Genomic DNA, 20,952 nt, shown 5'->3' with positions numbered 1-20,952 from the left:
GAAGCGCCGGTGCCGGCGGCTCAAGTCAGGGACAGGAGCCGCTCCTTGACGATCATGGAGCCGTCGTCCTGGGTCTGGACGAATCCGCGCTCCTCGAGGTCCTTCATCACGCGGCTCACCATTTCCCGCGAGGCACCCACCATTTTCGCGAGATCCTGGCGCGAGATCTTGTCGCGCACCTTCATGTTGCCCGCGCCGTCATCGATCGCGAACTCGAGCAGCGAGCGCGCCACGCGTCCATAGACGTCCATCAGCGCGAGCGATTCGATCTTGCGGTCCGCGTGGCGCAGCCGTTGCACCAGGCCACGCATGATGTTGTAGGCCATCGAGGAGTTCTCGGGCAGGCAGCGCGCGAACGCATCACGGTCGAGCATGAGGACGTCGCACTGGATCTCGGTGCGCACGGTGGCCGAATGGGGTTCGTCGTCGATCAGGCTCATCTCGCCGATGTAATCGCCTGGATGCAAGGTGGCAAGGATCACCTCGCGCCCGCGGTTGTCGGCGCTCGTCACGCGCGCGCGGCCGGTCAGGATGATGTAGAGCGCGTCGGATTTCTTGCCCTGCTCGACGATGACTTCGGCTCGCTTGAAGCGCTTCTTGATGATCGCATCCGCAATGCTTGCAGACTGCGAAGACGTGAGCGAGGCAAACAGCGGAACACGCCGCAGCAACTCAAGATTGGACAGCATCGACATTTATCAATCCCTGATACGGCGTGCGCAAGCTCGTCCACCGTCGGCCCGATGGATTACTACAATCGCGCGCATTGAAAACACCGTGCACCCGGTGTTGAACCGAGCGGTGATACTCCACATATATCGCTACCACCCTGAAAATGTACACGCTGAAGCAGCGCAAATCCTAGGTTTTCCACTCATGTCCGCTCCCCAACACGCCAAGGTCCTGATTCTGGGCTCCGGCCCGGCCGGCTACACCGCCGCCGTCTACGCAGCCCGCGCAAATCTCCAGCCCCTGCTCATCACCGGCATCGCCCAGGGCGGTCAATTGATGACGACCACCGAGGTCGACAACTGGCCCGCGGACGTGCACGGCGTGCAGGGCCCCGAGCTGATGCAGCGTTTTCTCGAGCATGCGGAGCGCTTCAAGACGCAGATCGTCTTCGACCACATCAACAAGGTCGACCTCGGCAAGCGCCCGTTCACGCTCACCGGCGACAGCGGCACCTACACCTGCGATTCGCTGATCATTGCCACCGGCGCTTCCGCCAAGTACCTTGGGCTCGACTCGGAACAGAAGTTCATGGGCCGCGGCGTCTCGGCCTGCGCCACCTGCGACGGCTTCTTCTATCGCGAGCAGGAAGTGTGCGTGATCGGCGGCGGCAACACCGCCGTCGAGGAAGCCCTGTACCTGGCCAACATCGCGAACAAGGTCACGCTGGTGCATCGCCGCGACAAGTTCCGCGCCGAGCCCATCCTGATCGACAAGCTCATGGAGAAGGTCGCCGAGGGCAAGATCGTCCTGAAGCTGCACAACGAACTCGACCAGGTGCTGGGCGACGACACCGGCGTGACGGGCATCCGCATCAAGAACACGCAGACGGGCGCCACCGAGCAGATCGATCTCAAGGGCTGCTTCATCGCCATCGGCCACCACCCCAACACCGACATCTTCCAGGGACAACTGGAGATGAAGGACAACTACATCCTGACCCGCTCGGGCCTGCAGGGCTTTGCCACGATGACCAGCATTCCGGGCGTCTTTGCCGCCGGCGACGTGCAGGACAACGTGTACCGCCAGGCCATCACGAGCGCCGGCACCGGCTGCATGGCCGCGCTGGACGCCCAGCGCTTCCTCGAGCAGGACGGCACGCTTTAAGCGAGCGGCCCCAAAAGGGCTATAATCCGAGGCTTTGCCGAAATAGCCCCTTTCAACCGGGGCCGAGAATCCAGGCAAAGCCGGGGTACCGCCACCCGTTTTCTGGCGAGGTCAAGCTGCAAAACACCTGCAATCGCCACGATTGCGCCGGTGCCAGCTGTTCAAGAAAGAGTGTCCTCATGGCACGCGTATGCGACGTAACGGGCAAAGGCCCGATGGTCGGAAACAACGTTTCCCACGCCAACAACAAAACCAAGCGCCGGTTCCTGCCGAACCTGCAATACCGCCGTTTCTGGGTCGAGACCGAAAACCGCTGGGTTCGCCTGCGTGTTTCGAGCGCCGCACTGCGCCTGATCGACAAGAACGGCATCGACGCCGTGCTCGCAGACCTGCGTGCACGCGGCCAAGCTTAAGGAGCTGAATCATGGCAACGAGCAAAGGCGGACGCGAAAAGATCAAGCTGGAATCCACCGCGGGTACCGGCCACTTCTACACGACCAGCAAGAACAAGAAGACGATGCCTGAAAAGATGTCGATCATGAAGTTCGACCCCAAGGCACGCAAGCATGTCGAATACAAGGAAATCAAGCTGAAGTAATTCGGCCCGGTTTCCCCCACAAAAAACCCGCTGCTCACCCCAGTGGGTTTTTTGTTGCCTGTCGAATCACGCGCAGTGCAGTGCAGTGCGGCACGCACAAAAAAGCCGGCCCCAAGGCCGGCTTTTTGATGGGCGCGAATGCCCGTCTGATCAGGCGCGTGCGGCGCGCAGGCGGGTCGAGAACTCACGCAGGCCCGCGATGCCGCTGGCCTCCGCGCGGTGGCACCAGGCCGCCAGATCGGCCGCCAGCTGCTCGCGCGACTGCGAGGTGTTGAGCCAGAGCTGGCGCAGCTCTTCGCGCATGGTGACCATCTTGTCGATGACCGGGTGGGCAGCGCGCGCCTGCACGAGGTGCGAGCGGGCCGATGCGGGCACCTTGTCGTCGTCGCGATGCAGCCAGTTCTTGGCCGCCTTGAGCACCGAAATGTCGCCGCCCTTGGTCTTGAGCGCAGCCAGTTCGGCCTTGGTGACACGGCGCATCTCGCGGGCATAGCCGGCCATGACTTCATAGCGGTTGGCAATGACAGCCTCGAGCGTTTTCTCGTTGGCCACGGGCTGGATGTCGCCCATCAGCATCTTTGGCGGAACCTTCTTGACCTTGGCCCAGCCGATCTTCTGCATCATCTGGATGTAGACCCAGCCGATGTCGAATTCGTACTTCTTGACCGAGAACTTGGCCGAGGTGGGATACGTGTGGTGGTTGTTGTGCAGCTCTTCGCCGCCGATGATCAGGCCCCAGGGCGAGACATTGCGGCTGGCGTCCGGCGCTTCGAAGTTGCGGTAGCCCCAATAGTGGCCAATGCCGTTGATGATGCCGGCCGCAGTGATCGGGATCCACAGCATCTGGACAGCCCAGACCGTGAGGCCCAGCACGCCGAACAATGCGAGGTTGATGACCAGCATGAGGCCCACGCCTTGCCAGCTGTAGCGGGTGTACAGGTTGCGTTCGATCCAGTCGTCGGGCGTGCCGTGACCGTAGCGCTCCATCGTTTCCTTGTTCTTCGACTCGGCGCGATACAGCTCGGCGCCGCGCCACAGGACTTCGTCGATGCCCTTGACCTGAGGGCTGTGCGGATCGTCTTCGGTTTCGCACTTGGCGTGGTGCTTGCGGTGGATGGCCACCCATTCCTTGGTCACCATGCCGGTGCCGAGCCACAGCCAGAAGCGGAAGAAATGCGAGGGGATCGGACCCAGATCCATGGCCCGGTGCGTCTGCGTGCGATGCAGGAAGATCGTGACCGCAGCGATCGTGATGTGCGTGGTGACGAGCGTGTACAGCACGACTTGCCACCATGTGAGGTCCCACAAGCCGTGTCCGAGCCAGTCGATGGCCGCGCTCAAAACGGCAGAGTCAGGAATCAACATTGAATTAAGTGCTCCATGGCCACACGAAGGTGCAGCCTTTCAGTTAACCCGCGATTTTAAGGCGGCAGGGCTTAAATGAGGCCCTTTGCCCTTCCTTAAAGGCGCAGATTTACCCTAATTTGGAGTGCCGTGCCTATTTGCGGTTCCACACCGCCGCAAAGAAACCGTCCGTCGCGTGGCGGTGCGGCCACAGCCGCAGATAGCGGCGGCCGTCCGCTCCGCCTGCGCAGAGCGCCTCGAAACCCTCCACCTTGAGGCCCTGCAGCAGCTCCGCGGCGTCCTGGGGCACGAAATCGGGGTTGGCGGCGCTGAAAGCCTCGGCAATGGCCTCGTTTTCCTCGGGCAGCACGCTGCAGGTGGCATAGACCAGCCGGCCACCCGATTTCAGCAGGCGTGCCGCACTTTGCAGGATGGCGGCCTGCTTGACCGTCAATTCCTCGACCGATTGGGGCGACTGGCGCCATTTCAGGTCCGGATTGCGGCGCAGCGTGCCCAGACCCGAGCAGGGCGCGTCCACCAGCACGCGATCGATCTTGCCGGCCAGGCGCTTGATGCGGTCGTCCCGCTCATGCGCAATGGCGGCCGGATGCACGTTCGACAGCTTGCTGCGCGCGAGCCGCGGCTTGAGTGCGTCGAGCCGGTGGGCCGAGGTGTCGAAGGCATAGAGCCGGCCGGTGTTGCGCATGGTCGCGCCGATGGCCAGCGTCTTGCCGCCGGCGCCCGCGCAAAAATCGACCACCATCTCGCCTCGCTTGGCATCCAGCAGCAGCGCGAGCAGTTGGGAGCCCTCGTCCTGCACCTCGACGGCGCCGCGGGCGAAGGCGTCCAGCTTGGTCAGTGCGGGCTTGCCGTCGATGCGCAGGCCCCAGGGCGAGAACGGTGTTGCTTCCGATTTGATAGCAGCCTTCGCAAGCTCCGCCTTCACCTCGGCACGCTTGTCGGTCAGGGCGTTGACGCGAAGATCGAGCGGCGCGGGCTGCTGCAGGCTTTCGACCAAGGCCCAGAAACCGTCGCCCAATTGGGCCTTGAGCGGCCCCACCAGCCATTCGGGCAGGTTGTGGCGGTGGCGTTCGAGCAGATCGTCGGGCTTGACGGCGTCGCAGTTGTCGAGCCAGCGCTTTTCGGTGTCGTTGAGGGCGCTCTTGAGGAAGTCGCGCGGGCCGTGAAAGCCCAGGATCGCCATGCGGCGCTCCTTCGAACCGCTGCCCGAGGGCGAGAGGTGGTCGAACAGCAGCTTCTTGCGCAGCACGGTGTAGACAGTCTCGGCAAGCGTGGCGCGCTCGCGCGGACCGAACTCGCGATGGTCGCGGAAAAAGCGCGAAACGACCTGGTCGGCCGGGTGATCGAATTTCAGGACAAGGCCGACCAGATCGGCGGTGGCCTCCAACAGGGCTTTGGGGTGCATGCCCCGATTGTCTCAGCCGGGCGGCCTGCTACGCCGTGCGCGTCCAGATCGCCCCGAAAGCCTGCCGCTCGATTTCGGCCAGGGTGGGCGAATGGCCGGCCCAGAGCACCAGCGCCGCGCCCGGCAGGCTCAGCGTCTGTTCGAGCTGGCGGCAGAGCTGCCAGCGGTCGTCGTCGTCCAGCCCCGGCAGTTCGACGAACACGACATAGGCCCGGCGCCACGGGAATTCGCGCAGGTTCTTGCGCACCAGCCAGGCCTGCGAAATGGGAAGACACCGCGCGAGCTCGGCCCGCAGTTCGCCCAGTTCGTGGTCGTTCAGGTCGTGCCGGGTGATCTGGCTGAAGAAAGGCGTCTCGGTGATCTCTTCCCAGGCGCGGGTCTCGGCTTCCTCGGCCTCCTTGAGGCGGCCGCGCCACAGCTGGAGCGCTTCCTCGTCGTGCGGGCCCGCATCGGGGTCTTCAAGCGCGGCCACGGCACTTTTGGCGGCCCACCAGCGGCTGGCTGCGCTGGCGCCGTACAGGCGCTCGAGCACGGCCAGGCGCGCCGCGCGGTCGCGCAGGGGCAGCATCTGGGCCAGTCCGCGCAGCGCGCCGGAGTGCTCGGGCGCGATCTGGAGTGCGCGCTCATAGCGGACACGCACCGGGGCGGCCGGATCGAGCCGGCGCTCGGAATCCGCCCACTCCACCAGTTCGTCGGGCGTGTTGCGCTCGCCCCGCGCCGCGAGCAGCTCGACGCGCTCGCGGATGCGCGAGCGATGCGCATGGTGCTGCTTCCAGTCGCTCGCATGGGCGCGGCGCCACTGGTTGTCGAAATGCGCGATCCACCTGGCGCTGTCGGCCAGCATGGCCAGCGCGGGTTCGGTCGACCAGGGAGGCACCACGGCCTTCTGGCCGAGCGCCTCGAGCCGGTCGCGCAGCACCGGATGGGTGTCTTCCAGGTCGCTCACGCGCCGCATGGCTTCGCGCAGGGCCTGGCGCGCGAATTCGGCGTCCGGCGGCGTGGCGGCGCGCTTGCTCAGGGCTTCGAAGGGACCGGGCGGCTGCGGCTCCCGTTCGGCGCGCGCCCAGTGCCAGGCCCAGAACTCGTCGGCATACCAGCTGGCCTTGATGGCTATTTCGGTCAAGGCGGCCGCGGCCACGGGCGTGCCCAGCAGCCGGCCGGAGATGCGGTCGGCTTCGTATTCGTCCTGCCGCGCGAGCGCGAAGGTGCGGGCCGCGAAGCGCGGGAAGTACCAGCGGAAGAAAGCCTGCGAAACCAGCGCCATCACGCCTTCGTCGCGTTGCAGGCTGGCGTCCAGCTTCAGCCACGACAGCCGCGTGCGGTAGATCCAGGCGCTGAGCTTGCCGTGGTTGCCGCGCAGGTGCCCGTATTCATGGGCGAGCACCGAAAGCAGCCGCCGCCGGTCGAGCATCATGAGCAGCGGCAGCCCGATGCTGAGGGAATTGACCGCCCCGCCGAACAGCCCGAAGCGCGGCACCTGCCGGATGCTGGCATTGAACTCGTCGTCGAGATAGACGCGGTGGACCGGCGGCCCCTTGATCTTCTTGCGGATGCGCTCGAGCGCCTCGAACAGCGCGGGCGCATCGGCGCGCGAAAGCTCGCGCCCTTCGGGCTCGTCGAACCGGACCCAGAGCGCGCGCAGCGTGGCCCAGAGCAGGCCCAGGGCGAACAGCAGCAGCCAGCCGCGCGTGAAACTGAAACGCCCGCGTGCGGCAGCCAGCGCGACCCAGGCGATGATGCCGACGGAAAGTGCAAGGCAGGCCAGCACCCAGAGATACCCGAGCGCCGCAAAGGCCGCGACGCCGCGCCGGTAGCGCGCGCTGTCGTCTGCGCTGGCATGCTCGCTCAGCCTGACGAGGTGAACAAAATCAGCGCGATCCATCCGGCTTTCCTCCACCAGCCTCACATTGAAAGGCCAGCAAGAACATGAACGACGACGACAACGACCTGCCACCCCTGATCGAGACGCCCCCCGGCCGCTATCGGCATTACAAGGGCGGCGAATACGAGGTGCTGGGCACCGTGCGCCACAGCGAAACGCTGGAACCGATGACGCTGTACCGCACGCTCTATGGCGCGAAGGGGCTGTGGGTCCGCCCGGCTGCGATGTTCGAGGGCACCGTGGAGATCGATGGCGTGCTCCAACGGCGCTTCGCGCCGATCTAGAACGCCAGGTATTCGACGACGCCGGCCCGAGCGCGCCTCAGCCGCAGCGAACGTCGGTCACGCGGCCGCGCGCATCCACATCGAGGTTCAGGCGCCCGCCGTTGAGTTCCATCGTCACCGCCTCGCCGGGCTTCAGTGCGCGCACCGTGCCCGCACCGGCGCGCACGCGGGCCGCAGCCTCGAGTTGGGGCGACAGCGGCTGGCCGACGGCGAAACGCGCGCCGTCCGCATTGCACTGGAACACCGGCTCGGGTGGTGCAGCGGACGCGGATGCGGGGGCTGGTGCGGGGGCTGGCGCGGCGCAGGCCGACAAGAGGACAGCGCCGGCGACCGCGGACAGTAGCGATTGGGTTCTCAATTCATGCTCCCGAAAACCCGCGAATATAAACAAATTTAAGACGTGTGACTTGATGTATCTGCAAGCCATTCGGCAATGGCGCGTGGATACAACTGATGCTCCTGCGCGAGCACCCGGCCGGCCAGCGTGGCGGCCGTGTCGTCCGGCAGCACCGGCACTGCCGCCTGCGCGAGGATCGGGCCGTGGTCGAGTTCCGTGGTGACCTGGTGCACCGTGACGCCCGCCACCTTGCAGCCGGCGTCGATGGCCCGCTGGTGCGTGTTCAGCCCCGGAAAGGCCGGCAGCAAGGAGGGGTGGATGTTGACCAGGCGGCCGGCGTAGCGCTCGACGAAGCCCGGCGTCAGGATGCGCATGAAGCCCGCCAGCACCACCAGCGCCGGCGAATGCGCGTCGATCGCCTTCGCCAGCGCCTCGTCGAAGGCCTCGCGCGTCGCAAACTCCTTGTGCGGGACCACGGCGGTTGCGATGCCGTGGGTCCTGGCGATCGCAAGCCCCCCTGCTTCGGCCTTGTTGCTGACGACCGCGGCAATGCGGGCGCCGAAACGCTCGGACCAGCGGTCGCGCTCGGCGGCGCGCACGATGGCCGCCATGTTGGAGCCGCCGCCGGAGATCAGGATCACGATGTTCTTCATGGGAGGCCGGGATTATCTGTGCTCCGCCCGCGTTGTCGCCGCGCGGACACCGATTCACAGCACGACCGTGCTAAAACTCGGAGCTCCGGAGACATGCCGCCGCAGCCGCGACGGCGGCGGACCGATCAACACAGCGAGGCACGCATGGATTTGAGCTTCACGCCCGAAGAACAGAAGTTCCGCGAAGAAATTCGCGCCTGGGTCAGAGAAAACCTTCCCCAAGAGATTTCGCACAAGGTGCACAACGCGCTCGAGCTGACGCGCGACGATTTGCAGGGCTGGGCCAAGATTCTTGGCAAGAAAGGCTGGCTCGGCTACGGCTGGCCGAAGGAATTCGGCGGCCCGGGCTGGACCGCCATCCAGCGCCACCTGTTCGAGGAAGAAACCGCACTGGCCGGCGCGCCGCGCATCGTCCCGTTCGGCCCCGTGATGGTCGCCCCGGTGATCATGGCCTTCGGCAATGCCGAGCAGCAGAAGCGCTTCCTCCCCGGCATCGCGAGCGGCGAGGTCTGGTGGAGCCAGGGCTACAGCGAGCCCGGCTCGGGCTCCGATCTGGCCTCGGTCAAGACCAAGGCAGAGCGCAAGGGCGACAAGTACATCGTCAACGGCCAGAAGACCTGGACCACGCTCGGCCAGCATGGCGAATGGATGTTCAACCTCGTACGCACCAGCAACGAGGGCAAGCCCCAGACCGGCATCAGCTTCTTGCTGCTCGACATGAAGTCGCCCGGCGTCACGGTGCGCCCGATCAAGCTGCTGGACGGCAGCCATGAAGTGAACGAAGTGTTCTTCGACAACGTCGAGGTGCCGGCCGAGAACCTGATCGGCGAGGAAAACAAGGGCTGGACCTACGCCAAGCACCTGCTTTCGCACGAGCGCACCAACATCGCCGACGTGAACCGCGCCAAGCGCGAGCTCGAGCGCCTGAAGCGCATCGCCAAGAGCGAAGGCGTGTACGACGACCAGCGCTTCCGCGACGAGATCGCCAAGCTCGAGGTCGACATCGTCGCGCTCGAGATGATGGTGCTGCGCGTGCTCTCGGCCGCCACCTCGGGCAAGAACTCGCTCGACGTCGCGGGCCTGCTCAAGATCCGCGGCAGCGAAATCCAGCAGCGCTACAGCGAACTGATGATGCTGGCCGGCGGCGCCTATTCGCTGCCGCTCATCCGCGAAGCGATGGAAGCCGGCTGGCAGGGCGACTTCCCCGGCGGCAACCCCGCCCTTGCGCCGCTCGCATCGACCTTCTTCAACATGCGCAAGACCACCATCTACGGCGGCTCGAACGAAGTGCAGCGAAATATCGTCGCTCAAACTGTTCTGGGCTAGACAACCTTCCATGGCGGCGACGATTTCGCTTGCGCGAACAAGACCGCTCCCCCGCACCCCCTCCAAGAGGGGGCTCCAGCAAGAGCTTCGCTAGGAACCAGACAAATGGACTTTGATTTTTCGGACGACCAGGAACAGCTGCGCGACGCCGTTCGCAAATGGGTCGACAAGGGTTATGACTTCGAACGCCGCCGCGGCATCGAGGCCCACGGCGGCTTCTCGCGCGAGGCCTGGGACGAACTGGCCGAGCTCGGCCTGGGCGGCCTCTACATCGCCGAGGACGACGGCGGCCTGGGCATGGGCCCGGTGGCCGGCATGGTGGTGATGGAAGAACTGGGCCGCGGCATCGTGCTGGAGCCCTTTGCGCAGACGCTGATCGCCGGCGCCGTGCTGAGCGGCTACGCCAGCGCCGACACCAAGGACAACTGGCTGCCGCGCATCGCCGGCGGCCAGGCCATCGTGGTGCTGGCTCATCAGGAACGCAAGTCGCGCTATCGCCTCGACGTGTGCGAGGCCCATGCGGCCAAGGCCGGCGACGGCTGGTCGCTGACCGGCGCCAAGAGCGTGGTGCCCGTAGGCGACGAAGCCGACGCCTACCTGGTGCCGGCCAAGGTCGACGGCAAGATCGCTCTCTTCCTGGTCGAACGCAGCGCGAGCGGCGTCGAGGCCCGCGGCTACGGCACGCAGGACGGCGGGCGCGCGGCCGAGGTGGTGTTCGACAAGGCAGATGCCACGCTGGTCACGGCCGATGGCCTGGCCGCGCTCGAACATGCGGTGGACGTCGGCATTGCCGCCACCTGCGCCGAAGCGGTCGGCGTGATGGACAAGACTGTGGCCCTCACCGTCGACTACATGAACCAGCGCAAGCAGTTCGGTGTGACCATCTCCACCTTCCAGGCGCTGCGCCACCGCGTGGCCGACATGAAGATGCAGCTCGAGCTCGCGCGCTCGATGAGCTACTACGCGACGCTCAAGCTCAATGCGCCGGCCGAGGAGCGGCGCCAGGCAATGGCGCGCGCCAAGTACCAGCTCGGCACGTCGATGCGTTATGTCGCCGCGAATTCGGTGCAGCTGCATGGCGGCATCGGCGTGACCGACGAATACATCGGCAGCCACTATTTCCGCAAGCTCACGCAGCTCGAAATGACCTTCGGCGACACGCTGCACCACCTGGGCGAAGTGTCGGCGCGCATGCAGGACACGGCCGGCGTCTTCGCCTGACGCTGTTTTTCCCATAGCATCCAACGCCCGCCCGCCTTGCGCCGGCGGGCGTTCTTACTGGAACCCTGCCAGGAACACACATCACATGCCATCACGCCGCACCCTACTGGCCCTCGGGCTCGCATCGACCGCCATGCTGACCGCCTGCGCCACCGCCCCCTCGCCTTCGTACACCGAACGTCCGCCGATCGTCTTCATGCACGGCAACGGCGATTCGGCCGCGCTCTGGCTGACCACGATCTGGCGCTTCGAATCGAACGGCTGGCCGCGCGACCGGCTCTTCGCGCTCGACCAGCCCTACCCGCTGGCGCGCGACGACGATGCCGTGGCGCAGCCCGGCCGCAGCTCGACCACCGATTCGGCCCTCTTCCTGAAGGCCGAGGTCGACAAGGTGCTGAAGGCCACGGGCGCCGGCAAGGTAGTGCTGATCGGCAATTCGCGCGGCGGCAACACGATCCGCAACTACGTGCAGAACGGCGGCGGCGCGGCCGTCGTGAGCCATGTGGTGCTGGGCGGCAATCCGGCGCACGGCATCTGGGCTGTGAAGGGCTTCCGCGAGAACAACGAGTTCTCGGGGCTCTCGGGCTTCATGCAGCAGCTCAACGCGCCGAAAGGGCCGAACGGCGAGGAGGTCACGCCGGGCGTGAAGTGGCTCACGCTGCGCTCGGACAACAACGACAAGTACGCCCAGCCCGACGGCGTGTGGATCGGGGTGCCGGGCCAGCCGACGAACATCAGCTTCGACGGACCCGCGCTCAAGGGCGCGACCAACGTGGTGCTGCCGCGCGTGGATCACCGGGAAACCTCGTTCTCTCCCGCGGCGTTCGCGGCGACCTGGCAGTTCCTGACCGGCGAAGCGCCGCGCAGCACGGCGGTGGCACCCGAGGCGAAGGTCGTGCTCGACGGCCGGGCGGTGGGCGCAGAGAACCTGTCGCTCAATGGCGGGCAGGTCACCGTGTACGCGGTGGATCCGGCCACGGGCGCACGGCGCGGCGACGCGGTGCACAGCAAGAGCATCGGTGCCGATGGCCGCTGGGGTCCGTTCGATGCGCGCGGCGACACGGCCTACGAGTTTGTGCTCAGCGCACCCGGCTACGGCATCACGCACATCTACCGCAGCCCGTTTCCGCGCAGCAGCCGCGTCGTGAACCTGCGGCCCGAACGCCTCACGCCGGCCGATGGCAGTGCCCAGGCGGTGGTGGTCTTCACGCGGCCTCGCGGCTACTTCGATGCGCAGCGCGACACCATGCGCTTCGACGGCCAGAGCCCGCCGCCCGGTGTGCCGCCCAAGGGCTCCGGCGTGTCGAGTTCGCGGTTGCGGGTGGCCGCCGCGCAACCGCAGCGCGCGGTGACCGGCGAGTTCAACGCGGAGCGCATCACCGGCCTGACATGGCCCGCGGCGCAGCAGCATGTGACCGTGCTCGAACTGACCTACTGAGACTGAACGACGAGGGCCCAAGACATGAGCGACACGACTTCTCCCTTCGTGCTGGCGACACGCGATGCGCGCGGCGTGGCCACGCTGACGCTGAACCGCCCGGCCTCGTTCAACGCCCTCTCCGAGGGCATGCTCGGCGCGCTCGAACAGGCGCTCGCTGACATTGCGGCCGACGACACCGTGCGCGCCGTCGTCATCGCGGCGGCGGGCAAGGCCTTCTGCGCGGGCCACGACCTGAAGGAAATGCGCGCCGAACCCTCGCTCGGCTACTACCAGCGGCTGTTCGAGCGCTGCGGCGCCATGATGCTGTCGATCCAGCGCCTGCCCGTGCCGGTGATCGCACGCGTGCACGGCATCGCGACGGCCGCGGGCTGCCAGCTGGTCGCGGTGTGCGACCTGGCGGTGGCCTCGAGCGAGGCGCGCTTCGCGGTCAGTGGCGTGAATGTGGGCCTGTTCTGCGCCACGCCGAGCGTCACCCTCTCGCGCAATCTCGGCCGCAAGCAGGCCTTCGAGATGCTGGTGACCGGCGAATTCATCGGCGCGGAGGAAGCCCGCGAGAAGGGCCTGGTCAACCGGGTGGCGCCGCCCGGCGAACTCGACGCCGCGGTGGAGGCGCTGGTGGCGAGCATCGTCGCCAAGCCGCGCCAGGCGCTCGCGCTCGGCAAGGCGCTGTTCTATCGACAGCTCGAAACCGGCATCGAGGCCGCGCTGGCCGATGCCAGCCAGACCATGGCCTGCAACATGATGGACGAGAGCGCGCTGGAAGGCGTGCAGGCCTTCATCGAGAAGCGCCCGCCCGACTGGAAGCGCTAGCTAGGTGTCGTGCAGCCGCGAGCTCTGCGGCAGGTGCGCCATCAGGAATTCCATCTGGTCCGCCAGGATGCGGCGGTTTCGCAAAATGAAATCTTCCCAGAGGCTGGGCACGTAGGGCGCGTACAGCAGCGGCATGTTGGCCTGCTCGGGCGTGCGGCTGCTCTTGCGGTGGTTGCAGGGCCGGCAGGCCGTAACCACGTTCATCCAGGTGTCGATGCCGTTCTGCGCGAACGGAATGATGTGCTCGCGCGTGAGTTCGTCTTCGTGGAAATGCCCGCCGCAGTAAGCACAGATGTTGCGGTCGCGCGAGAACAGCTTGCTGTTGGTGAGCCCCGGGCGCTGGGTGAAGGGGTTGATGCGCGGCACGCCCTTGGTGCCGATGATGCTGTTGATCGCGATCTGCGACTGCTGGCCGGTGATGGCATTGTGGCCGCCACGGAACACGGCCACCTGCGCGCCCACCTCCCAGCGGACTTCGTCCGCTGCATAGTGGATGACCGCCTGTTCGAGCGATATCCATGACTGGGGCAGCCCTTGGGCCGACAGCTTCAAGACCTTCACCACACGCCTCCTCAAAAAGGGAAGAATCACGGAAAGACCAGGGACACGGAGCGCGCCGGAGACCACTTCAGGCGACGCACTGAGTCACAATATACCGGCTTTGTGACAAAACGGCCTGATGTGCCCATTCGACGGGCAAAAGGCGCTATCAAAAAGATATCCACCCATGCAGGTTTTCCGCGGCTTCCGGCACCCGGGCGTGGCTCCGGCCTGCGCCCTCACCATCGGCAATTTCGACGGCGTGCACCGTGGCCACCAGGCCATGCTGGCGCTGCTGCAGACCGAGGCACGCCACCGCGGGCTGCCCAGTTGCGTGCTCACCTTCGAGCCGCATCCGCGCGACTATTTTGCCGCCGTCACCAAGAAACCCGACCTGGCGCCCGCGCGCATCGGCACGCTGCGCGACAAGCTGACCGAACTCGCGGCCTGCGGCGTGGCGCAGACGGTGGTGCTGCCCTTCGACGGCCGGCTGGCCTCCCAGTCGCCCGAGGCATTCATCCAGAACGTGCTGATCGACGGCCTGGGCGCGCGCTACGTGCTGGTGGGCGACGACTTCCGCTTTGGCGCCAAGCGGGCCGGCGACTACGCCATGCTCGACGCCGCCGGCGATGCGCACGGCTTCGACGTGGCGCGCATGAACAGCTACGAGGTCCACGGCCTGCGCGTTTCCAGCTCGGCCGTGCGCGAGGCGCTGGCCGAGGGCCGCATGGCCGATGCCCAGCATCTGCTCGGGCGGCCCTACACGATCTCGGGCCACGTGGTCCATGGCCGCAAGCTCGGCCGTGCGCTGGGGGCCTCGGCGCCCGGCAAGGACGACGGGTTCCGCACCCTCAACCTGCGCTTCAAGCACTGGAAACCGGCGGCCAGCGGCATCTTCGCGGTGCTGGTGCACGGGCTGGCCGACCAGCCGCTGCCGGGCGTGGCGAACCTCGGCGTGCGCCCCTCGCTCGATGCCAATGACGTCAACGCGGGCCGCGTGCTGCTGGAGACGCATTGCCTGGAGTGGCCCTCGCATCTGGGAGCCGAAGGGGCCTACGGTAAAATCGTCCGCGTGGAACTCCTGCACAAACTGCACGACGAATTGCGCTACACCAGCCTCGAGGCCCTGACTGCGGGCATCGCGAAGGATGGGCGCGACGCGCGCGCGTTCTTTGCGTCGACCCACGCCGAAACCCACCGCCAGACCACGCGCGACCGAATTTAGCCCTGCACGCACCGTGCTGCCGCCCTTCGACAAGCTCAGGGCGAACGGCTTTTCTTCCGCACCGACCGCTCAATGCAGTTCGGGCTGAGCCTGTCGAAGCCCCTCTGTTTCGCACCCCAACATGTCTGACGCCGCTTCCCCCACCGACTACCGTTCCACGCTGAACCTGCCCGACACCCCCTTCCCGATGCGCGGCGACCTGCCCAAGCGCGAACCGGGCTGGGTCAAGGAATGGAACGACGAAGGCCGCTACCACCGCCTGCGCGACGCCCGCCACGGCGCGCCCAAGTTCATCCTGCACGACGGCCCGCCCTACGCCAACGGCCAGATCCACATGGGCCACGCGGTGAACAAGATCCTGAAGGACATGATCACCAAGGCGCGCCAGCTCGAAGGCTACGACGCGCTCTACGTGCCGGGCTGGGACTGCCATGGCCTGCCGATCGAGAACGCCATCGAAAAGCAGTACGGCCGCAACCTGAGCCGCGACGAGATGCAGGCCAAGAGCCGCGCCTACGCCACGGAACAGATCGCGCAGCAGATGGCCGACTTCCAGCGCCTGGGCGTGCTGGGCGAATGGGACCACCCCTACAAGACGATGGATTTCGCCAATGAAGCCGGCGAGCTGCGCGCGTTCAAGCGCGTGATCGAGCGCGGCTTCGTCTACCGCGGCCTCAAGCCCGTGTACTGGTGCTTCGACTGCGGCTCTTCGCTGGCCGAGTTCGAGATCGAATACGCCGACAAGAAGAGCCAGACCCTCGACGTGGCCTTCAAGGCGCACGAGCGCGAGAAGGTGCTCAAGGCCTTCGGGACCGACCACACGATCCTCGGCGACATCTTCGCCGTGATCTGGACCACCACCGCGTGGACCATCCCGGCCAACCAGGCGATCAACCTGAACCCCGAGATCGAATACTCGCTGGTCGACACCGAGCGCGGCCTCTTGATCCTGGCCAACTCGCTGGTCGAGATGTGCATGACGCGCTATGCGCTCGACGGCAAGGTGCTGGCCACGGTCAAGGGCGAGAAGCTCGGCGGCCTCGAATTCGAGCATCCGCTCTATGACGTAGACGCCGGCTACCAGCGCCTGTCGCCGGTGTACCTGGCCGACTACGCCACCGCCACCGACGGCACCGGCCTCGTGCACTCCTCGCCCGCCTACGGCGTGGACGACTTCAACTCCTGCATCGCGCATGGCGTGGCCTACGACGACATCCTGAACCCGGTGCAGGGCAACGGCAGCTACGCGCCCGACTTCCCGCTCTTCGGCGGGCAGAACATCTGGAAGGCCGTGCCGGTCATCATCGCCGCGCTGCGCGACGCCAACCGGCTGCTCACCACCGAGACCATCACGCACAGCTATCCGCACTGCTGGCGCCACAAGACGCCGGTGATCTACCGCGCCGCGGCCCAATGGTTCATCCGCATGGACGAGGGCGAAGGCGTGTTCACCAAGGACAAGGCGCCCAAGACGCTGCGCCAGACCGCGCTCGACGCCATCGAACAGACCAGCTTCTACCCTGAGAACGGCAAGGCGCGCCTGCACGACATGATCGCCGGGCGGCCCGACTGGTGCATCAGCCGCCAGCGCAGCTGGGGCGTGCCGATCCCGTTCTTCCTGCACAAGGATTCGGGCGAGCTGCATCCGCGCACGATGGAAATCCTCGACCAGGCCGCCGACATCGTCGAGAAGGGCGGCATCGAGGCCTGGAGCCGCGTCACGGTCGAAGAGATCCTGGGCGCCGAAGACGCGCCGCACTACACCAAGAGCACCGACATCCTCGAGGTGTGGTTCGACTCGGGCTCGACCTTCTATCACGTGCTGCGCGGCACGCACCCAAACGTGCACCACGAGAGCGGCCCCGAAGCCGACCTGTACCTCGAGGGCCATGACCAGCACCGCGGCTGGTTCCATTCGTCGCTGTTGATCGCCTGCGCGCTGGAAGACCGCGCGCCGTACAAGGGCCTGCTCACGCACGGCTTCACGGTGGATGCCAAGGGCATCAAGATGAGCAAGTCGCTCAAGAACGGCATCGACCCGCAGGAAATCAGCAACAAGCTGGGCTCGGAGATCATCCGGCTGTGGGTGGCCGCGAGCGACTACTCGGGCGACATCGCGGGCGACGACAAGATCCTTGCGCGCGTGGTCGATGCCTACCGCCGCATCCGCAACACGCTGCGCTTCCTGCTGGCGAACACGAGCGACTTCGACATCGCGAAGGATGCCGTGCCGCTCGAAGAGCTGTTCGAGATCGACCGCTATGCGCTGTCGCGCGCGGCGCAGTTCCAGGCCGAGATCCTCGCGCACTACAAGGTGTACGAGTTTCATCCGGTGGTGGCCAAGCTGCAGATCTACTGCTCGGAAGACCTGGGCGGCTTCTACCTCGACATCCTGAAGGACCGGCTCTACACCACCGCGCCCGGCTCGCTGGCGCGCCGCAGTGCGCAGACGGCGCTCTGGCACATCTCGCAAGCAATGCTGCGCTGGATGGCGCCGTTCCTGAGCTTCACGGCCGAAGAGGCGTGGAAGTTCGTGAGCACGGGCAAGCCGGGCGAGTCGATCTTCGCGCAGACCTACAGCCAGTTCGCCGCGCCCGACGAAGCACTGCTTGCCAAGTGGGGCCGCATCCGCGAGATCCGCGACGTGGTCAACAAGGACATCGAAGCCGTGCGCGCCGAAGGCAAGGTCGGCTCGTCGCTGCAGGCCAAGCTGCAGCTCAGCGCACCGGCCGACGACTTCGCGCTGCTGGAGTCGCTGGGCAACGACCTGAAGTTCGTCTTCATCACTTCCGCCATCGAACTGGCGGCAGGCGAGGCGCTGTCTTCCGTGGTGACGCCGAGCAGCGCGCAGAAGTGCGATCGCTGCTGGCACTACCGCGACGACGTGGGCCATGACCCGGCGCATCCGACGATCTGCGGCCGTTGCACGAGCAACCTGTTCGGTGCCGGCGAGCCGCGGAGCTTTGCCTGATGGCGGCCGCACGCACCATGTCGGCATCGCGCTCGCGCAGCGGCAGCATCTGGCCATGGCTCGGGCTGGCGGCGATCGTCCTGATCATCGACCAGTTCACCAAGACGCTGATCCTTGGCTACTACAAGCTGGGCGACGCAACCTACGTGACGAGCTTCTTCAACGTGGTTCGCGCGCACAACACGGGCGCCGCGTTCTCGTTCCTGGCCGACCACTCGGGCTGGCAGCGCTGGTTCTTCACGGCCATTGGCGTGGCGGCTGCGGTGTTCATCGTCTGGATGCTGAAGTCGCACGCGGGGCAGAAGCTCTTTTCGTTTTCGATGGCCTGCATCCTGGGCGGGGCGATCGGCAATGTGATCGACCGGATGATGCACGGCTACGTGGTGGACTTCCTGAGCTTCCACGCCGGCGACTGGTACTTCCCGGCGTTCAATGCGGCGGACAGTGCGATCACGCTGGGGGCGATCTGCCTGGTGCTGGATGAGATACGGCGGGTTCGGCGGGGGAAGTAGGGCTTCTTAGCGGCTCTTGGGAGACGCGCCCGGCATGCGGCGCGGTGTGGCGTGGATGCCGCTGCCCTCACCCCAGCCCTCTCCCGGAGGGAGAGGGGGCAAGACAGGCCTCTAAAAACGCGAGGGTTTCTCCCCACTTTCATAGCCTGTCATAGCGGGGTCATACTGCCGCGGTGAAATGTAATCGATTACATGACACCGCACGAATGAGCATCCAAGCCGTTGCAGCCAAAGCCGGAGTTTCCGTGGCCACCGTGTCGCGGGCCTTCAATTTCCCCGACAAGGTGACCCGATCCACGCGGGAGCTGGTGGAACGCGTCGCGCGTGAACTCGACTACGTGCCGAACGCCAGCGCGCGCACCTTGCGCACCCAGCGCAGCCGTGCGCTGGGCGTGGTGCTGCCGACGCTCTTGAATCCGACCTTTGCCGAATGCCTGCAGGGCATCGCGCGCGCGGCCATCGCCGGCGGCTACGCGATCATTCCGGTCACCACCGGCTACCAGCTCGACGAGGAAGAGCGTGCGGTCCACCTGCTCTTGGCCGGCAATGTCGACGGGCTGATCCTCGTGGTCTCCAATCCTTCCACGTCGGCCGCGCTGGCCCGGCTGCGCGGCACCGGTACGCCCTATGTGCTGGCCTACAACAGGCATCCCGGGCATCCCTGCGTGACCGTCGATGGCGAGGCGGCCGTGGCCGATGCGGTGGCGCGGCTGGTGCTGCTGGGGCATCGCCGCATCGCGATGGTCAGCGGTACGCTTGCCGCCTCCGACCGCGCGCAGCAGCGCTATCGCGGCTACCGCAAGGGCATGGCCGATGCCGGGCTCAAGGCACCGCCGCTGATCGAGGTGCCGTTTGTCGAAAGCGCGGTCGATGCGCTCGCCGGCGTGCTGCAGGCGCCCGGCCGGCCCACCGCATTGATCTGCTCGAACGACCTGCTCGCCATCCGCAGCATCCGCGCCGCGCACCTGGGCGGCCTCGGCGTGCCGGACGACCTCAGCGTCATCGGCTTCGACGGCATCGCGCTCGGCGAAGACCTGACGCCGGCGCTCACCACCATCGCACAGCCCAACAACGACATCGGCCGCCGCAGCGTCGAGCTGCTGATCCAGGCGATGGCCGGCGGCACCACGCTGCAGGCCGATGCGAGCCTGCTGCTGCCGTACTTCTTCCGGGACGGCGAGTCGTGCGCGGCCGCGCGCGACACCACCGCCACCCGCTGACCGATCACCCTGCTACCGCCCCTCACCATCCAAGGAGCTCTTTCATGTTGTCTTTCCGTTTCTCGCGCATGGCCCGCCTGGGCCTGCTCGCCGCCACGCTTGCCGCCGGCAGCACGGCGGCCATGGCCCAGACCGCCATTTGCTACAACTGCCCCACCGAATGGGCCGACTGGGGCACGCAGCTCAAGGCCATCAAGGCCAAGACCGGCATCACGGTGCCGGCCGACAACAAGAACTCGGGCCAGTCGCTCGCGCAGCTGGTGGCCGAGAAGGCCAGCCCCGTGGCCGACGTCACCTACCTGGGCGTGACCTTCGCGGTGCAGGCGCAGAAGGACGGCGTGGTCGAACCCTACAAGCCGGCCGCGTGGAAAGACATTCCCGATGGCCTGAAGGACCCGGCCGGGAACTGGTTCACCATCCACTCGGGCACGCTCGGCTTCATGGTCAACGTCGATGCGCTCAAGGGCAAGCCGATTCCGAAGTCGTGGGCCGACCTGCTCAAGCCCGAATACAAGGGCCTGATCGGTTACCTCGATCCGGCCTCGGCCTTCGTGGGCTATGTCGGCGCGGTGGCGGTGAACGAGGCGCGCGGCGGCACGCTCGACAACTTCGCGCCGGCCATCGACTACTTCAAGGCGCTGCAGAAGAACGAACCCATCGTGCCCAAGCAGACTTCCTACGCGCGCGTGCTGTCGGGAGAGATCGCGATCCTGCTGGACTACGACTTCAACGCCTATCGCGCCAAGTACAAGGACAAGGCCAACGTCGCCTTTGTCATTCCGAGCGAAGGCACCTTGGCCGTGCCCTACGTGATGAGCCTGGTCGCCAAGGCGCCGCATGCGGCCGAGGGCAAGAAGGTGCTCGATTTCGTGCTGTCCGACGAGGGCCAGGCGATCTGGGCCAAGGCCTACCTGCGGCCGGTGCGCGCGAGCGCAATGCCCAAGGACATCGAGGCGCAATTCCTGCCGGCTACCGAATACGCCCGCGCGAAGAGCGTCGATTACGCCCGCATGGCTGAGGCGCAGCGTGCGTTCTCTGATCGGTATCTCAAGGAAGTGCGCTGAGGTTCTTTGTTCAGGGCTCGCTCCCGCCGACGGGGTACCTTGCTCCGCGAATGTCCCCCGGCCTGCGGCCTCCCCCTTTATTTCGCTGCGCAAGGCACCCCATCGACGGGAGCGTTGGACAGAGCCGCGGTTGATCAGCGATGCACAACGAGCGTGCCATCGTGCACAGGGCATCGGGTGCTTCCCGCAGCGAAATCAAGGAGGAGGGGGCGCAGCCCCCGGGGGACATTCGCGGAGGGAAGTACCCGGTGGCCTGTGCACG

The 20,952-nt window shown here is 66.3% G+C and carries 20 protein-coding genes; 13 read left to right on the top strand and 7 right to left on the bottom strand.

Annotation, left to right across the window (positions count from 1 at the left end; translation table 11 throughout):
- Nucleotides 1-20: 20 nt before the first annotated feature.
- The gene (locus RZE77_RS06220) at nucleotides 21-695 is read right to left on the bottom strand and encodes a Crp/Fnr family transcriptional regulator (RefSeq protein ID WP_319441129.1); all 675 of its coding nucleotides are present in this window, start codon (nucleotides 693-695) and stop codon (nucleotides 21-23) included.
- Nucleotides 696-876: 181 nt separating this feature from the next.
- Here RZE77_RS06220 and trxB point away from each other — a divergent pair, with 181 nt between their 5' ends.
- The 3 genes from trxB (at nucleotide 877) to rpmG (ending at nucleotide 2,434) form a co-directional block, all read left to right on the top strand.
- Nucleotides 877-1,836 carry a thioredoxin-disulfide reductase gene (trxB, locus tag RZE77_RS06215; protein WP_319441128.1) on the top strand — a complete coding sequence of 320 codons (960 nt, stop codon included), beginning with the start codon at nucleotides 877-879 and terminating at the stop codon, nucleotides 1,834-1,836.
- A gap of 179 nt (nucleotides 1,837-2,015) precedes the next feature.
- Nucleotides 2,016-2,249 carry a 50S ribosomal protein L28 gene (gene rpmB, locus RZE77_RS06210; RefSeq protein ID WP_007830293.1) on the top strand — a complete coding sequence of 78 codons (234 nt, stop codon included), beginning with the start codon at nucleotides 2,016-2,018 and terminating at the stop codon, nucleotides 2,247-2,249.
- Between the two features lie 11 nt (nucleotides 2,250-2,260).
- The gene (gene rpmG / locus RZE77_RS06205; protein ID WP_007830291.1) at nucleotides 2,261-2,434 is read left to right on the top strand and encodes a 50S ribosomal protein L33; all 174 of its coding nucleotides are present in this window, start codon (nucleotides 2,261-2,263) and stop codon (nucleotides 2,432-2,434) included.
- Nucleotides 2,435-2,584: 150 nt separating this feature from the next.
- On the opposite strand, the gene RZE77_RS06200 is transcribed toward rpmG, so the two are convergent.
- The 3 genes from RZE77_RS06200 to RZE77_RS06190 all read right to left on the bottom strand — a co-directional run bounded on the left by RZE77_RS06200 (nucleotide 2,585) and on the right by RZE77_RS06190 (nucleotide 7,086).
- Nucleotides 2,585-3,799, bottom strand: a complete 1,215-nt coding sequence (locus RZE77_RS06200) for a DesA family fatty acid desaturase (protein WP_319441127.1) — start codon at nucleotides 3,797-3,799, stop codon at nucleotides 2,585-2,587.
- Between the two features lie 133 nt (nucleotides 3,800-3,932).
- Nucleotides 3,933-5,204, bottom strand: a complete 1,272-nt coding sequence (locus RZE77_RS06195) for an RsmB/NOP family class I SAM-dependent RNA methyltransferase (RefSeq protein WP_012746428.1) — start codon at nucleotides 5,202-5,204, stop codon at nucleotides 3,933-3,935.
- 28 nt (nucleotides 5,205-5,232) lie between these two features.
- Complete coding sequence (locus RZE77_RS06190; protein WP_319441126.1) at nucleotides 5,233-7,086, bottom strand: M48 family metalloprotease; 1,854 nt, start codon at nucleotides 7,084-7,086, stop codon at nucleotides 5,233-5,235.
- A 44-nt stretch (nucleotides 7,087-7,130) separates the two neighbouring features.
- Between RZE77_RS06190 and RZE77_RS06185 the strand changes: the two genes are divergently transcribed.
- Nucleotides 7,131-7,370 carry a DUF1653 domain-containing protein gene (locus RZE77_RS06185; protein ID WP_319441125.1) on the top strand — a complete coding sequence of 80 codons (240 nt, stop codon included), beginning with the start codon at nucleotides 7,131-7,133 and terminating at the stop codon, nucleotides 7,368-7,370.
- A 37-nt stretch (nucleotides 7,371-7,407) separates the two neighbouring features.
- Here the strand turns inward: RZE77_RS06185 and RZE77_RS06180 are convergent, their stop codons facing one another.
- Nucleotides 7,408-7,728: an I78 family peptidase inhibitor gene (locus RZE77_RS06180; protein ID WP_319441124.1), complete on the bottom strand. Its 321-nt coding sequence runs from the start codon at nucleotides 7,726-7,728 to the stop codon at nucleotides 7,408-7,410.
- 35 nt (nucleotides 7,729-7,763) lie between these two features.
- Nucleotides 7,764-8,360, bottom strand: a complete 597-nt coding sequence (gene purN / locus RZE77_RS06175) for a phosphoribosylglycinamide formyltransferase (RefSeq protein WP_319441123.1) — start codon at nucleotides 8,358-8,360, stop codon at nucleotides 7,764-7,766.
- Nucleotides 8,361-8,504: 144 nt separating this feature from the next.
- Here purN and RZE77_RS06170 point away from each other — a divergent pair, with 144 nt between their 5' ends.
- The 4 genes from RZE77_RS06170 to RZE77_RS06155 all read left to right on the top strand — a co-directional run bounded on the left by RZE77_RS06170 (nucleotide 8,505) and on the right by RZE77_RS06155 (nucleotide 13,158).
- The gene (locus RZE77_RS06170; RefSeq protein ID WP_319441122.1) at nucleotides 8,505-9,686 is read left to right on the top strand and encodes an acyl-CoA dehydrogenase family protein; all 1,182 of its coding nucleotides are present in this window, start codon (nucleotides 8,505-8,507) and stop codon (nucleotides 9,684-9,686) included.
- Between the two features lie 105 nt (nucleotides 9,687-9,791).
- Nucleotides 9,792-10,907 carry an acyl-CoA dehydrogenase family protein gene (locus RZE77_RS06165; protein ID WP_319441121.1) on the top strand — a complete coding sequence of 372 codons (1,116 nt, stop codon included), beginning with the start codon at nucleotides 9,792-9,794 and terminating at the stop codon, nucleotides 10,905-10,907.
- An 85-nt stretch (nucleotides 10,908-10,992) separates the two neighbouring features.
- On the top strand, nucleotides 10,993-12,345 hold the full coding sequence (locus RZE77_RS06160) for an alpha/beta fold hydrolase (RefSeq protein ID WP_319441120.1): 1,353 nt from the start codon (nucleotides 10,993-10,995) through the stop codon (nucleotides 12,343-12,345).
- Nucleotides 12,346-12,369: 24 nt separating this feature from the next.
- On the top strand, nucleotides 12,370-13,158 hold the full coding sequence (locus RZE77_RS06155; RefSeq protein ID WP_319441119.1) for an enoyl-CoA hydratase: 789 nt from the start codon (nucleotides 12,370-12,372) through the stop codon (nucleotides 13,156-13,158).
- On the opposite strand, the gene RZE77_RS06150 is transcribed toward RZE77_RS06155, so the two are convergent.
- Nucleotides 13,159-13,719, bottom strand: coding sequence for an HNH endonuclease (locus RZE77_RS06150; protein WP_012746419.1), 561 nt, complete (start codon nucleotides 13,717-13,719; stop codon nucleotides 13,159-13,161).
- A gap of 166 nt (nucleotides 13,720-13,885) precedes the next feature.
- Between RZE77_RS06150 and RZE77_RS06145 the strand changes: the two genes are divergently transcribed.
- The 5 genes from RZE77_RS06145 to RZE77_RS06125 all read left to right on the top strand — a co-directional run bounded on the left by RZE77_RS06145 (nucleotide 13,886) and on the right by RZE77_RS06125 (nucleotide 20,690).
- Nucleotides 13,886-14,923 (top strand): bifunctional riboflavin kinase/FAD synthetase, encoded by a 1,038-nt coding sequence (locus tag RZE77_RS06145; protein ID WP_319441118.1) that lies wholly within the window; start codon nucleotides 13,886-13,888, stop codon nucleotides 14,921-14,923.
- Nucleotides 14,924-15,044: 121 nt separating this feature from the next.
- The gene (ileS, locus tag RZE77_RS06140; RefSeq protein ID WP_319441117.1) at nucleotides 15,045-17,894 is read left to right on the top strand and encodes an isoleucine--tRNA ligase; all 2,850 of its coding nucleotides are present in this window, start codon (nucleotides 15,045-15,047) and stop codon (nucleotides 17,892-17,894) included.
- Complete coding sequence (gene lspA, locus RZE77_RS06135; protein ID WP_319441116.1) at nucleotides 17,894-18,406, top strand: signal peptidase II; 513 nt, start codon at nucleotides 17,894-17,896, stop codon at nucleotides 18,404-18,406. The genes ileS and lspA overlap by 1 nt, the downstream gene beginning before the upstream one ends.
- A 206-nt stretch (nucleotides 18,407-18,612) precedes the next feature.
- Nucleotides 18,613-19,626 (top strand): LacI family DNA-binding transcriptional regulator, encoded by a 1,014-nt coding sequence (locus tag RZE77_RS06130; RefSeq protein ID WP_319441115.1) that lies wholly within the window; start codon nucleotides 18,613-18,615, stop codon nucleotides 19,624-19,626.
- Nucleotides 19,627-19,670: 44 nt separating this feature from the next.
- Nucleotides 19,671-20,690 (top strand): ABC transporter substrate-binding protein, encoded by a 1,020-nt coding sequence (locus RZE77_RS06125; protein WP_405547081.1) that lies wholly within the window; start codon nucleotides 19,671-19,673, stop codon nucleotides 20,688-20,690.
- Nucleotides 20,691-20,952: the final 262 nt, after the last annotated feature.

The sequence above is a fragment of the Variovorax sp. SPNA7 genome (assembly GCF_033807855.1).
GTDB lineage: Bacteria > Pseudomonadota > Gammaproteobacteria > Burkholderiales > Burkholderiaceae_C > Variovorax > Variovorax beijingensis.
The sequence above is the reverse complement of the archived record's forward strand: the minus strand, read 5'-3'. Positions and strand labels throughout refer to the sequence as shown.

Excerpts from the sequence above, each read along its gene's own strand:
- RZE77_RS06220 (WP_319441129.1), bottom strand. The coding sequence starts at position 695 with ATGTCGATGCTGTCCAATCTTGAGTTGCTGCGGCGTGTTCCGCTGTTT.
- trxB (WP_319441128.1), top strand. The coding sequence starts at position 877 with ATGTCCGCTCCCCAACACGCCAAGGTCCTGATTCTGGGCTCCGGCCCG.
- rpmB (WP_007830293.1), top strand. The coding sequence starts at position 2,016 with ATGGCACGCGTATGCGACGTAACGGGCAAAGGCCCGATGGTCGGAAAC.
- rpmG (WP_007830291.1), top strand. The coding sequence starts at position 2,261 with ATGGCAACGAGCAAAGGCGGACGCGAAAAGATCAAGCTGGAATCCACC.
- RZE77_RS06200 (WP_319441127.1), bottom strand. The coding sequence starts at position 3,799 with ATGTTGATTCCTGACTCTGCCGTTTTGAGCGCGGCCATCGACTGGCTC.
- RZE77_RS06195 (WP_012746428.1), bottom strand. The coding sequence starts at position 5,204 with ATGCACCCCAAAGCCCTGTTGGAGGCCACCGCCGATCTGGTCGGCCTT.
- RZE77_RS06190 (WP_319441126.1), bottom strand. The coding sequence starts at position 7,086 with ATGGATCGCGCTGATTTTGTTCACCTCGTCAGGCTGAGCGAGCATGCC.
- RZE77_RS06185 (WP_319441125.1), top strand. The coding sequence starts at position 7,131 with ATGAACGACGACGACAACGACCTGCCACCCCTGATCGAGACGCCCCCC.
- purN (WP_319441123.1), bottom strand. The coding sequence starts at position 8,360 with ATGAAGAACATCGTGATCCTGATCTCCGGCGGCGGCTCCAACATGGCG.
- RZE77_RS06170 (WP_319441122.1), top strand. The coding sequence starts at position 8,505 with ATGGATTTGAGCTTCACGCCCGAAGAACAGAAGTTCCGCGAAGAAATT.
- RZE77_RS06165 (WP_319441121.1), top strand. The coding sequence starts at position 9,792 with ATGGACTTTGATTTTTCGGACGACCAGGAACAGCTGCGCGACGCCGTT.
- RZE77_RS06160 (WP_319441120.1), top strand. The coding sequence starts at position 10,993 with ATGCCATCACGCCGCACCCTACTGGCCCTCGGGCTCGCATCGACCGCC.
- RZE77_RS06155 (WP_319441119.1), top strand. The coding sequence starts at position 12,370 with ATGAGCGACACGACTTCTCCCTTCGTGCTGGCGACACGCGATGCGCGC.
- RZE77_RS06145 (WP_319441118.1), top strand. The coding sequence starts at position 13,886 with ATGCAGGTTTTCCGCGGCTTCCGGCACCCGGGCGTGGCTCCGGCCTGC.
- ileS (WP_319441117.1), top strand. The coding sequence starts at position 15,045 with ATGTCTGACGCCGCTTCCCCCACCGACTACCGTTCCACGCTGAACCTG.
- lspA (WP_319441116.1), top strand. The coding sequence starts at position 17,894 with ATGGCGGCCGCACGCACCATGTCGGCATCGCGCTCGCGCAGCGGCAGC.
- RZE77_RS06130 (WP_319441115.1), top strand. The coding sequence starts at position 18,613 with ATGAGCATCCAAGCCGTTGCAGCCAAAGCCGGAGTTTCCGTGGCCACC.
- RZE77_RS06125 (WP_405547081.1), top strand. The coding sequence starts at position 19,671 with ATGTTGTCTTTCCGTTTCTCGCGCATGGCCCGCCTGGGCCTGCTCGCC.